Here is an 11,636-nt window from a genome sequence, read left to right on the forward strand (position 1 = left end):
CACCGCGCGGGCCCGCTCGGCGACCGTGAGCTGCGGCGGCCGCAGCCCGCGGGCCCTGACCGCGCTCCACACGGTCCGCAGGCCGTCCGCGAGGTCGCCATCGATGTCCAGCTCGCCGGTGATGTACGCCTGGGCCAGGCCGAGTTCGTCGGGCTGCCAGAGCAGCCGGCGCAGTGCGCGGCGGGAACGCAGGACCACCACGGGTGCGCCGTCGGGGCCCGCGGTGGAGCCGTCCCAGGCCCGCAGGCGCAGCGGGAGGCGGCCGCCGAGGAACTGTTCGACCAGCGGGAACAGCTGCTGGGCGGCGCCGGTCCTGCTCTGAGGGCGCTTCATCGGGAGGTCTCCTCCTTGGTGAGCAGCAGTTGCTGCACATCGAGATAGCCGGAGCGGAAACCCGCTTCGGAGTAGGCGAGATAGAAGGTCCACAGCCGTCGGAAGGTCCGGTCGAAGCCGAGTGCCCCGACGGCGGGGGCCTGTTCCTCGAACCGTTCGCGCCAGAGCCTGAGGGTCTCGGCGTAGTGCGGCCCGAACTCCTCGCGCCGCCGCACGCGCAGCGCCGTGCGCTCGGCGGTGATCTGCTCGATCGCCTCGGTCGACGGCAGCAGCCCGCCGGGGAAGATGTACTTCTGGATCCAGGTGAAGGTGTCCTTGCTGGCGAGCATCCGCTCGTGCGGCATGGTGATCGCCTGGAGTGCGATCCGGCCGCCGGGTGCCAGCAGCCGGTCCAGTGTCATGAAGTACTCGGGCCAGAACTCGGCGCCGACGGCCTCGATCATCTCGACGCTCACGATGGCGTCGTAACTGCCTTCCACCCGGCGGTAGTCGAGGATCTCCACCGAGACGCTGTCCTGGTGTCCGGCGGCGCGGATGCGCTCGACGGCCAGCTCGCGCTGTTCCCGGGAGAGCGTCACGGTGCGTACCCGGGCGCCGCGCGCGGCGGCCCGTACGGCCAGTTCGCCCCAGCCGGTGCCGATTTCGAGGAGGCGGGTGCCGGGTCCGACCCCGGCCTCGTCGAGCAGCCGGTCGATCTTGCGGTGCTGGGCTGCTGCCAGCAGTGACCGGTCGGCGGGGAAGCCGCGGAAGAGCGCCGACGAGTACGAGAGCGTCTCGTCGAGGAAGAGCGCGAACAACTCGTTGGAGAGGTCGTAGTGGTGACTGATGTTGTCGCGCGAGCCCTCGGGTGTGTTGCGCTGGGCCGCCGGCTGCTTCCTGGCCCAGACGGCGCGCAGCTTCTGCAGCGGCGCGGGGATCAGACTCGCGGCCCGTTCGGCGAGCACGGTCAGGACGCCGACCAGGTCGGCGGCCGCCCATTCGCCCGCCATCCAGGACTCGCCGAAGCCGATCAGGCCGCCGGCGCCGATGCGGCGGAAGAACGCCGCGGGGTCGCGCACATCGAGCAGCGGCCCGCCGAGCCCGAGTGTCTCGGCGCCGGCGAGCCTGACCCGCAGCGGAAGTCCGGCGAGCGCCCTGCGGACGACGCGTTCCGCGATGGCGGTACGCAGCCAGGACGCGTCCGGCAGGCGGGCGACGTCCGGCCAGCGCTCGGCGTCGACCTCGGTACGGGGCAGTGCTGTCGCAGGGGTGGCGGACCCGGGAGATCCAGCGGATCCGGGAGACGCCGGGGACACGGACACACTCACTTCACGCCCTCCTGGGGCAGATGACGGGGACGGGGCTGGACGGGCAGCCCGCGCAGATACAGCCAGATGCCATGTACCCGGATCCCGAAGGAGACGGCCATGGTCGGCCACGGATGGCGGAGCACCGTCCGCAGCAGAACGGCCGGGGTGGCGGCCCGCCGTTCCCCCCGTACGGTCGCGGTGAACGGGCGTGCGCCGCCGCGTTCCAGATGCACCGCGAGGCTCAGCCGCTCGCCCGGTTCGGGCAGCCGCATCCGGTAGTCGCCGTCCACGGGGAAGAACGGCGATACGTAGAACTCCTTGGGTACGACGTCCCGGCCGGCCTGGTCCGGGTGCAGCAGATAGCAGTGCCGCTCGCCGTAGGTGTTGTGCACCTCGGCGACGACGCACAGCGGACGCCCGTCGGCGCCGTGGCACCAGTAGACGGTCAGCGGGTTGAAGACATGGCCGAACACCCGCGCGTTGGTGAGCATCAGCACGCTGCCGCCGCCGAGGTCGACCCCGCGGGCGGCCAGGAACTTCTCCAGTCCCGCACGGATGGTCCGCTCTCCCCCGCCGAAGTGGTCGCGGGCCTCGAACCGGGCGAGCGGACGCAGCGGGCGCGGCAGCCGGGGCGGCGCGTCGGGGTCGATCAGCCACAGATAGGTGTGGTGGTGGATGGTGTGGCGCTTCGGCGCGGTCCTCACATGAGTGACCGTCGACGGGTAGACGGCGTTCACCAGATCACCCCCAGCGCCTGTGCGGCGGCGGCGCCCGAACGGCAGCCGTCCTCATGGAATCCCGAGCCGTGGTAGGCGCCCGCGTAGGCGGTGACCGGGCCGTTCAGCCCGGGCAGCCGCCGCTGCGCGGCCACCGCCGCGACGTCGAGTACGGGATGCTCGTACACCATGCGGTCGAGCACCCGGTCGGGGGCGATCCGGTCCGCGCCGTTCAGGGTGACGACGTAGGTCTCCGGCGCGTCGAGGCGCTGGAGGCGGTTCATGTCGTAGCTGACCTGCACACGGTCGGCCCCGGCGGCGCACCGCGGCATCAGGTAGTTCCAGGAGGCGCGGGCCCGCGGGCTGCGCGGCAGGATCGTGGTGTCGGTGTGCAGCACGGTGGGGTTGCGCGAGTACCGGAAGGCGCCCAGGACGCCGCTCTCCTGCTCGGTCGGGTCGGCCAGCAGGGCGAGCGCCTGGTCGGGGTGGACGGCGATGACCACCGAGTCGTACCGCTCGGCCGTGCCGTCGTCCGTGGTGATCTCGACACCGCCCGAGCCACCGGCACCGCCACCGAGGCGCCGGACACTGCGGACCGGGGTCGAGGTGTGCAGCGCGGTGAGTTCCTTGCCGACCCGGTCGACGTACGTACGCGAACCGCCGGTCACCGTGCGCCAGGTCGGGGAGCCGGTCACCGAGAGCAGGCCGTGGTGTTCCAGGAAGCGGAAGAGCGGCACCGCGGGGTGGCCCAGCGCGGTCACCGGGTCGCAGGACCACACCGCTGAGACCAGCGGTGTCATGAAGTGCGCGGTGAAGTACGGGGAGAAGCCGCCGCGGCCGAGGAACTCACCCAGGGTGAGCGCCTGCACACCGGCGTCGGCGGCGAGCAGCTTCCGGGCGAGGCGGTGGAAGCGCGGCACCTCGGCGAGCATCCTCAGATAGCGGCCGCGGAACGCGTTGCGCGGCTGGGCGACGAGGCCGGACAGGCCGCGCGCACCGGCGTATTCGAGGCCGCACCCCTCGCACCGTACCGACATGCTCATCTCCGACTCCTGCGTCTCGACGCCCAGTTCGGCGAAGAGCCGCAGCAACTGCGGATACGTGCGCTGGTTGTGGACGATGAACCCGGAGTCGACGGCGTGCACCCGGCCGTCGGCCGACGGTATGTCGTGGGTGTGCGCGTGACCGCCGAGCCGGTCGTCCGCCTCGTACAGCGAGACCTCATGTGCGCGCTGCAGGACGTGCGCGGCGGTCAGCCCCGCGATCCCGCTTCCCACCACTGCCGTCCGTCGCCTCTGGTCCGCCATGCCGCTCCTTCCGCCGAGCCGTGTCGGGCACCGCCCTCACCAGGCATTCGCAGCCGGAGTCCACCTGGATTGGTCCACCACCCGATCGAATGACAGACCAATCCGGAAGCGCACCGGGCCCGAATAGCCGACGTGAGTGCACTTCGGAGAGACGCGGCCGCACCGGGGTTCGGACAGAACACCCGCTGCGCGACGCGCTGTGCGGCTGCGCCTCACTCCGCTTGTGCCCCATCCCATACAGACCTGTTGAGTCCCCCTTTCCACGAGGAGAACCCCATGCGCACCACTCGCTTCCCCCGCATCACGCTCGCCGTCGTCGGCGCGGTCGCCCTTCCGCTGGCGCTCTCCGCCTGTTCGTCGAACGACTCGAAGAAGGACGACTCGAAGGCCGGCGCGGACAAGCCGTCGGCCGCGGCCACCAAGTCGAACGCCATGGACACCAGCAAGCCGTTCGGCCCCGGCTGTGCCACGGTCCCGAAGAACGGCGCGGGCAGCTTCAACGGCATGGCCAAGGACCCGGTCGCCACCGCCGCCTCGAACAACCCGGCGCTGTCCACCCTGGTGACGGCCGTCAAGAAGGCCGGCCTGGTCGACACCCTCAACAACGCCCAGAACATCACCGTGTTCGCCCCGACCAACGACGCCTTCAACAAGATCCCGAAGGCTCAGCTGGACAAGGTCCTCAACGACAAGGCGATGCTCACCAAGATCCTCACGTACCACGTCGTCGGCAAGAAGCTCACGCCGAAGATGCTGGAGAACGGCAGCTACCCGACGCTGGAGAAGAGCAAGCTCACCACCGCGGGCTCCGGTGTCTCCTACAAGGTCAACAACGCCTCGAACGTGGTCTGCGGAAACGTCCCGACGGCCAACGCCACGGTGTACATCGTCGACTCGGTGCTGATGCCGAAGTAAGCACGGCCGAGTAACCACGCCGAAGGAAGCCGGCCGGAGGAAGCACGGCCGAGCGGACACGGCCGGAGCAGGCGCAGCCCGAGCAGGCGCGGGCGCGGCGGCCTGCTCCGTACGAGCGGGGGCAGGGCGGGTGCGTCCGCCCTGCCCCCGCTCGTACTCTTGAGCCACCATGAGACGCAAGACTTCCCGGCTCCCGGGCCCGCTGCCGCAGCGCGAGGGCATCGACGCGGTGCGGCTGCGGCTGCCCGTGGACGGTGCGTGGGCCACCGTCCGGGAGCATCTGGCCGAGCGGCTGCCCGGTGGCGCCGCCGAGGTCGACGCCATGCTGGACAGGGGCGCGTTCGTCGGGGCGGACGGGCCGGTCCTGGCCGATACGCCCTATACGCCGGGCGGCTCGGTCTGGTTCCACCGGGACTTCCCCGACGAGGTGCCCGTTCCGTTCCCCATCGAGGTGCGCTACCGCGACGAGCACATCGTCGTCGCCGACAAACCGCACTTCCTGGCCACCACACCGCGGGGCCGGCACATCACCCAGACCGCGCTGGCACGCCTCCGCAAGGATCTCGGACTGCCCGCACTGAGCCCAGCCCACCGGCTGGACCGGCTGACCGCGGGGCTTGTGCTGTTCTCCGTACGGCCCGAGGAGCGCGGCGCGTACCAGACGCTGTTCCGGGACCGGAAGGTGCACAAGGAGTACGAGGGCGTCGCCCCCTATCGGGCCGGTCTCGCGCTGCCGCACGTCTCGCGCAGCCGTATCGAGAAAGTGCCCGGAATCGTCGCCGCCTTCGAGACACCCGGCGAACCGAACAGCGAGACCCGCATCGAACTGACCGGACGCGCGGGCGGTCTCGCCCGCTACCGGCTGACCCCGGTCACCGGCCGTACCCACCAGCTGCGCGTCCATATGAACGCGCTGGGCATCCCGCTGCTCGGCGATCCCTTCTTCCCCGTCGTCACCGACCCGGCCCCGGAGGACTTCCGCAGGCCGCTGCAACTGCTGGCCCGGGTACTGGAGTTCACCGATCCGGTGACCGGCGCCGAGCACCGCTTCGAGAGCGGCCGTTCGCTGCTGGCCTGGACGGCGTACGAGGCGTGGGCGGCCGGCCGCTGAAACGGCCGAGGCCCCCGCAGGACTGATCCCGCGGGGGCTCCACGACGCCCGGACAGGGTGTGGTCAGCTCACCACCGAGCGGTCAGTCCACCACTCAGTTGTCAGCCCACCGAGCTGTACGCCACCACACCCCGCCGGACCGCGTCGACCGCCTTGCGGGCGTTGCGCGAGACCGTGCTGTTCTCGCCGGGGGCGGCAGCCGCGATCTGGCCCAGGACGTCGATGACCTGCTTGCACCAGCGGACGAAGTCACCGGCGGGCATGTCGGCGTCGCGCAGCACCTCGTCCAGGTCCCGGCCGGACGCCCACTGGTAGGCCGCCCAGGCGAAGCCGAGGTCGGGCTCGCGCTGGCCCACGCCCTCCGTCTGGTTGATCTTGAAGTCCTCCTCCAGGGCGTCGAGCCTGCCCCAGATGTGGACCATCTCGCCCAGCGCGGTCTTCACCGGCCCCGACGGCACCTTGGGTGCGACGGCGTCGTCGGCCTGGCGCGCCTCGAAGACCAGCGCCGACGCGCACGCGGCCAGCTCGGCGGGGTTGAGTCCTTCCCAGACGCCCTCCCGCAGACACTCCGACGCCAGCAGGTCCAGCTCGCCGTAGAGCCGGGCGAGGCGCTTGCCGTGCACGGTCGACTCGTCACCCCGGAGGTAGTCCAGCTCGGTCAGCAGGGCGTAGATCCGGTCGAAGGTGCGGGCGATGGTGTTGGTGCGGCCCTCGATCCGGCGCTCCAGCTGTCGGGTGTCGCGCTGCAGCCGGTGGTAGCGCTCGGCCCAGCGGGCGTGGTCCTCGCGCTCGTCGCAGCCGTGGCAGGGGTGGGCGCGCAGCTCGGTACGCAGCCGGGCGATCTCCCGGTCGTCGGCGGCCGCGGCCCGCGGTTTGCGGTGCCGTTCGGGCACGATGTGCCCGGCCTTGCTCCGCAGCGCGGACGCCAGATCCCGCCTCGACTGGGGCGACTTCGCGTTGAACGACTTGGGGATCCGCATCCGGTCCAGGGCCTCGACGGGCACCGGGAAGTCGATCGAGGCGAGCCGCTTGACCTGGCGCTCGGCGGTCAGCACCAGCGGGCGGGGCCCGTCGTACGCCTCGAAGCCCCGGTGCCCGTTGGCCCGGCCGGCCGGCAGTCCCGGGTCGATGACCAGCGCGAGCCCGGCGAACTTGCCGGTCGGCACATGGATGACATCGCCCGGCCTGAGCTTCTCCAGCGCGTCGGCGGCGGCGGCCCGCCGCTGCACGGCACCCTGCTTGGCCAGCTCGGTCTCGCGGTCCTTGAGATCGCGGCGCAGCCGGGCGTACTCCTCGAAGTCGCCGAGGTGGCAGGTCATGCCCTCGCGGTAGCCCGCGATGCCCTCCTCGTTCTTCTGCACCTGCTTGGAGATCCCGACGACCGACTTGTCGGCCTGGAACTGCGCGAAGGACGTTTCGAGCAGCTCACGCGAGCGGTGCCGGCCGAACTGCTGCACCAGATTGACGGCCATGTTGTACGAGGGTCGGAAGCTGGAGCGCAGCGGATAGGTACGGGTGCCGGCGAGGCCCGCGAGCGCCCCGGGGTCCATGGCGCGCTGCCAGAGCACCACGGCGTGGCCCTCGACATCGATACCGCGCCGCCCGGCCCGGCCGGTCAGCTGGGTGTACTCACCGGGGGTGATGTCGGCGTGCTGCTCGCCGTTCCACTTGACGAGCTTCTCCAGGACGACGGAGCGGGCCGGCATGTTGATGCCGAGCGCCAGGGTCTCCGTGGCGAACACGGCCTTCACGAGCCCGCGTACGAACAGCTCCTCGACGACCTCCTTGAAGGTCGGCAGCATCCCGGCGTGGTGCGCGGCGATGCCCCGCTCCAGACCCTCCAGCCACTCGTAGTAACCGAGGACATGGAGGTCCTCGCGCGGGATGGCGGCGGTGCGCTCCTCGACGAGCTCGCGGACGGTGTTGCGGGCCTCTTCCGGGTTGAGCCGCAGCCCCGCGTGGAGGCACTGCTGGACGGCGGCCTCACAGCCGGCCCTGCTGAAGATGAAGGTGATGGCGGGCAGCAGCCCCTCGGCGTCGAGGCGGGCGACGACCTCGGCCCTGCTGGGGGTCCAGATCCGGCTGCGGGAGCGCCGCTCGCGCTCGCGGTCCGCCTCGCGCACCATCTTGCCGCGGCGCCGGTCGCGCGGGTTGTACGTGCGCTGGTTCTCCTGCCGGGCCATCCGCAGCAGGTCCGGGTTGACCTCGCGCTTGGCGCCGCCCCGGCCGCCGTGGTCCGTCGACTCCTCGAACAGGTCGTACATCCGGCGCCCGGCGAGGACGTGCTGCCAGAGCGGGACGGGACGGTGCTCGGAGACGATCACTTCGGTGTCGCCGCGTACGGTGTCCAGCCAGTCGCCGAACTCCTCCGCGTTGGACACGGTCGCGGAGAGCGAGACCAGGGTCACCGACTCCGGCAGGTGGATGATGACCTCCTCCCAGACGGCCCCGCGGAAGCGGTCGGAGAGGTAGTGCACCTCGTCCATCACCACATAGCCGAGGCCCAGGAGCGCCTGCGAGCTCGCGTACAGCATGTTCCGCAGGACCTCGGTGGTCATGACGACCACCGGGGCGTCGGCGTTCACACTGTTGTCACCGGTGAGCAGGCCGACCTTGTCCGCCCCGTACCGCTTGGCGAGGTCCGCGTACTTCTGGTTGGACAGGGCCTTGATCGGGGTGGTGTAGAAGCATTTACGGCCCTGCTCCAGGGCCAGGTGCACGGCGAACTCGCCGACGATCGTCTTGCCCGAGCCGGTGGGTGCCGCGACGAGCACACCCTTGCCCGCCTCCAGGGCACGGCACGCCTCGATCTGGAACGGATCGAGGTCGAAGTCGTACATCCGCCGGAAGGGGGCCAGCGCGGTGGCCTCTTCTACAGCGCGGACGCGGGCAGCTGCATAACGCTCAGCGGGCGAAAGGTCCTCGGTCATCTTGTCATCGAGCCTACCCGCCGCCTCGGACAGTCAGCGCGATCTTTATTTGAGCATTTCAACTGCCGATGGCATTTCAGCCGCCGATGACCCTGACCGCCCGCGGCACGCACTCGGCGGTCAGCGGCAGCGCGCCCAGCGGCTCGCCGTCCGCGTACCCGGTGACCCCCGCGGCCCGCAGTTCGATCCGGCGCGCCCGGTACGAGGTGACGGCGGGGTGGCCGAGGTGGGTGCCCCGGTAGACCTTCGGGAAGACCCTGACCAGCGTGGTGCGGGAGCAGGCGCCGACCACCGTGACGTCGAAGAGGCCGTCGTCCAGCTCCGCACCGGCGCAGATCCGCATGCCACCGCCGTACGACGGTCCGTTGCCGACGGCGACGAGCGTCGCCTCCATCTCCAGGGCCGGTCCCCCGTCCAGCACCAGCCGGTACGGCACCGGCCGGAAGGCGGCCAGCTCGGCGATCATCGCCAGGTCGTACTTCAGCCGCCCGGCCGGCCAGCGCATCCGGTTCCCGCGGTCGTTGACCCGGGAGTCGAACCCGGCGGCGAGTACACTCCCGAACCAGCGCTCGCCGTCCCGCCCGGGCCCGGCGCCGCCCGGATCCGTCCCGTCGGCCGGACCCGTCCCGTCGGCCGGGGCGACCCTGCCGAGGTCGATCTCCCTGATGTTGCCGCCCTTGAGCGCATCGGCCACCGAGCGGCCCGCGGCCGCCGGGTCCCGTACCGGCAGCCCCAGCCCGCGGGCGAAGTCGTTGCCTGTGCCGACGGCCACCACGCCCAGCGGGGTGCGGGTGCCCGCGACCGCCTGGAGGGCGAGGCTGATCATGCCGTCCCCGCCGACGGCTATGAGTGCGCCGGTCCCGCCCCGCACGGCCTCATGTGCCCGGCGCAGCGCGTCGGGCGCGTCGCTGCCGAGCACCGTACGTACGGAGAAGCCTGCGTCCCGCAACGCGGAAGCGGCCGGCTGCGCGGCGTGCGCGCCCCGGCCGCGTCCTGCGGTGGGATTGACGAAGAGGGTGATCTCGCTGGTCACCCGCCGGACCCTACAAGGGTCAGGTCACGTCGTCGTAACCGCCCAGACCACTGGAGCTGGAACCGTCGGTCTCGCCGCCGGCCTGCCCCGGGACCCGCGACGCGGGCACGGTCTCGACCTCGTCTATGGCCTCGGGAGTGAGGTCGAGCTCGGACGCCTCGTCGTCGTCCGGACCCGCCGCGGCGCGCTGCGCCTTCCTGCGGTCGTTCAGCACCGCGATGATCGTGGCGACGCCGTAGAGCACCCAGATGGGCCCGGCCAGCGCCAGCATCGTCAGCGGGTCGGTGCTGGGCGTGGCGACCGCGGCGAAGACCGTGATGCCCATGATCATGCCGCGCCACCAGCCGGCCATCCGCTTACCGGTGATGATCCCGACGAAGTTCAGCATGACGAGCAGCAGCGGCAGCTCGAAGGAGAGCCCGAAGACGACCACCATCCGGGTGATCAGGTCGAGCAGATCGTCGAGGGGCAGCTGGTTGTCGAGGCCCGCCGGGGAGAAGTCCAGCAGGACCTTCGCCATCGTGGGGAGGGTCTTGTACGCGAAGAAGCCACCGGCGAGGAAGAGCGGGAAGCCCGCCGCCACGAAGCCGATGGTGTACTTGCGCTCGTGCTTGTGCAGCCCCGGCGCCACGAAGGCCCACAGCTGGTAGAGCCAGATCGGCGAGGACAGCACCACACCGGCCATCAGGGAGACCTTGAGGGCCAGCGTGAACGGTGTGAGCAGACCGTTCAGGACGATCCGTGCACAGGTCCCGTCCCGCTGGTGCGAGAGTTCCGTGAAGCTCGAATGGCAGCCCACGGCATGCAGCACCGGGTTGGTGAAGAATTCAATGATGTCCCTGTAGAAGAAGGCAGCGACGATCGTGACGACGACGATCCCCAGCAGCCCTTTCGCCAGCCGGTTGCGCAGCTCACGCAGGTGCTCCACGAGGGGCATGCGCCCGTCGGGATCCCTCTCCACTTTGCGGGCAGACACGAGCAACCCACGTCCTCATCTGTGCGGCGGGCAGCCGCTCACCGCGGTGCCCGCTCCGGCCCGGTCTTGTCAGCGCTTGGTCGAGTCCGAAGGCTCGGTCACGGGACGGGCGCTGGTCACGTCTCCCGGAGCGGCCTGGATCGTACGCGGGACGTCGGCCTGGGGGTCCTGCGGGGGGTCGGCCGGAGCGGTCTGCTGACCCTCCGACTTCATCGCCTTGGCCTCGCTCTTGAGGATGCGGGCGGACTTGCCCAGCGAACGGGCCATGTCCGGAAGCTTCTTCGCACCGAACAGCAGGACGATGACGACGAGGATCAGGATGATCTCGGGGGCGCCGAGCCTTCCGAACATAAGCTGTACCTTCTCACCGAGGCGGCTGGGGTGGGACTGCCCGACCGATCGGACAGGCGTCCGGTCGTCGTGCTGGCAGCGATCGTAACCCGCGGGGGTAAACGCAGGGCAATGCCTGTGCAGACTCGCGCCTGCGGCCCGCGCCTCGCTCCCGGGCCCGCGACCAGTAGCGTACCGCTCGAAACGGCCCGGCAGCAGAGCCCGGCGCCTCTATCGCAAACTTTCACCGCTCCGCGCGAGCCCGGTGGCCGCCCGCTCCAGGCCGTCGGCGGCCTGACCGATCTGCTGTGTGGCGCGCGCCACTTGGCTGCCGAGGCGCTGGGCCTCGACGAAAACCCTGATGGCGAGCACACCCAGCACGGCGATTCCGAGGAACCCCAGGACGATCGCGGTCATCGGCCAGAACATGTGCACGCCCTAGAGAGTGGAGTGGAGGCGCAGCGTCCGTACGCCCCCGCCGGTGAGGAGTTCGACGATCCGCTCACCGGCCGGTTTACGGACCGAGGAACCGCAGTCCGGGCAGGTGAAGGAGTAGAAGGTGGTGCGCCTGCTGGCGCCGATCGCCAGCCGCAGCGCGCCCGCCGCCAGCTCGAACCGGCTGCGGCAGTCCGGGCAGGCGGCCCGGAAGATGACCGGGCCCACCTGCGCCGAGAATCCAGGCATAACCGACATATC

The 11,636-nt window shown here is 70.9% G+C and carries 11 protein-coding genes and 1 pseudogene; 2 read left to right on the forward strand and 10 right to left on the reverse strand.

Annotation, left to right across the window (positions count from 1 at the left end; all coding sequences use genetic code 11):
* The 4 genes and pseudogenes from G3I19_RS14210 to G3I19_RS14225 form a co-directional block, all read right to left on the reverse strand.
* Window positions 1-333: pseudogene (locus G3I19_RS14210) on the reverse strand (SAM-dependent methyltransferase); the annotation flags it as partial.
* Window positions 330-1,568 (reverse strand): cyclopropane-fatty-acyl-phospholipid synthase family protein, encoded by a 1,239-nt coding sequence (locus G3I19_RS14215; RefSeq protein ID WP_239074326.1) that lies wholly within the window; start codon window positions 1,566-1,568, stop codon window positions 330-332. The gene G3I19_RS14215 and the pseudogene G3I19_RS14210, both read right to left, overlap by 4 nt.
* Window positions 1,569-1,636: 68 nt before the next feature.
* A complete protein-coding gene (locus G3I19_RS14220) occupies window positions 1,637-2,362 on the reverse strand; it encodes a DUF1365 domain-containing protein (protein WP_164263920.1) in 726 nt (241 codons plus the stop codon).
* Entirely contained in the window at window positions 2,356-3,645 is a 1,290-nt protein-coding gene (locus G3I19_RS14225) for an FAD-dependent oxidoreductase (protein WP_164263866.1), read from the reverse strand. The genes G3I19_RS14220 and G3I19_RS14225 overlap by 7 nt, the downstream gene beginning before the upstream one ends.
* 276 nt (window positions 3,646-3,921) lie before the next feature.
* Between G3I19_RS14225 and G3I19_RS14230 the strand changes: the two genes are divergently transcribed.
* The gene (locus tag G3I19_RS14230) at window positions 3,922-4,560 is read left to right on the forward strand and encodes a fasciclin domain-containing protein (protein ID WP_164263868.1); all 639 of its coding nucleotides are present in this window, start codon (window positions 3,922-3,924) and stop codon (window positions 4,558-4,560) included.
* A gap of 169 nt (window positions 4,561-4,729) precedes the next feature.
* A complete protein-coding gene (locus tag G3I19_RS14235) occupies window positions 4,730-5,671 on the forward strand; it encodes an RluA family pseudouridine synthase (RefSeq protein ID WP_164263870.1) in 942 nt (313 codons plus the stop codon).
* Between the two features lie 101 nt (window positions 5,672-5,772).
* On the opposite strand, the gene G3I19_RS14240 is transcribed toward G3I19_RS14235, so the two are convergent.
* The 6 genes from G3I19_RS14240 to G3I19_RS14265 all read right to left on the reverse strand — a co-directional run bounded on the left by G3I19_RS14240 (window position 5,773) and on the right by G3I19_RS14265 (window position 11,633).
* Complete coding sequence (locus G3I19_RS14240) at window positions 5,773-8,601, reverse strand: DEAD/DEAH box helicase (protein WP_164263872.1); 2,829 nt, start codon at window positions 8,599-8,601, stop codon at window positions 5,773-5,775.
* 76 nt (window positions 8,602-8,677) lie between these two features.
* Complete coding sequence (locus G3I19_RS14245) at window positions 8,678-9,634, reverse strand: diacylglycerol kinase (RefSeq protein WP_164263874.1); 957 nt, start codon at window positions 9,632-9,634, stop codon at window positions 8,678-8,680.
* 19 nt (window positions 9,635-9,653) lie between these two features.
* A complete protein-coding gene (tatC, locus tag G3I19_RS14250) occupies window positions 9,654-10,616 on the reverse strand; it encodes a twin-arginine translocase subunit TatC (protein WP_164263876.1) in 963 nt (320 codons plus the stop codon).
* Window positions 10,617-10,679: 63 nt separating this feature from the next.
* Entirely contained in the window at window positions 10,680-10,961 is a 282-nt protein-coding gene (gene tatA / locus G3I19_RS14255) for a Sec-independent protein translocase subunit TatA (protein ID WP_164263878.1), read from the reverse strand.
* Window positions 10,962-11,171: 210 nt separating this feature from the next.
* Entirely contained in the window at window positions 11,172-11,369 is a 198-nt protein-coding gene (locus G3I19_RS14260; RefSeq protein ID WP_164263922.1) for a hypothetical protein, read from the reverse strand.
* A 9-nt stretch (window positions 11,370-11,378) separates the two neighbouring features.
* On the reverse strand, window positions 11,379-11,633 hold the full coding sequence (locus tag G3I19_RS14265; protein WP_203599553.1) for a hypothetical protein: 255 nt from the start codon (window positions 11,631-11,633) through the stop codon (window positions 11,379-11,381).
* Between the last annotated feature and the right edge of the window lie 3 nt (window positions 11,634-11,636).

This window comes from Streptomyces sp. SID10853 (genome assembly GCF_010548145.1).
GTDB lineage: Bacteria > Actinomycetota > Actinomycetes > Streptomycetales > Streptomycetaceae > Streptomyces.

Coding starts and splice junctions, on each gene's coding strand:
- G3I19_RS14235 (WP_164263870.1), top strand. CDS start 4,730: ATGAGACGCAAGACTTCCCGGCTCCCGGGCCCGCTGCCGCAGCGCGAG.
- tatA (WP_164263878.1), bottom strand. CDS start 10,961: ATGTTCGGAAGGCTCGGCGCCCCCGAGATCATCCTGATCCTCGTCGTC.
- G3I19_RS14225 (WP_164263866.1), bottom strand. CDS start 3,645: ATGGCGGACCAGAGGCGACGGACGGCAGTGGTGGGAAGCGGGATCGCG.
- G3I19_RS14265 (WP_203599553.1), bottom strand. CDS start 11,633: ATGTCGGTTATGCCTGGATTCTCGGCGCAGGTGGGCCCGGTCATCTTC.
- G3I19_RS14260 (WP_164263922.1), bottom strand. CDS start 11,369: ATGTTCTGGCCGATGACCGCGATCGTCCTGGGGTTCCTCGGAATCGCC.
- G3I19_RS14240 (WP_164263872.1), bottom strand. CDS start 8,601: ATGACCGAGGACCTTTCGCCCGCTGAGCGTTATGCAGCTGCCCGCGTC.
- G3I19_RS14230 (WP_164263868.1), top strand. CDS start 3,922: ATGCGCACCACTCGCTTCCCCCGCATCACGCTCGCCGTCGTCGGCGCG.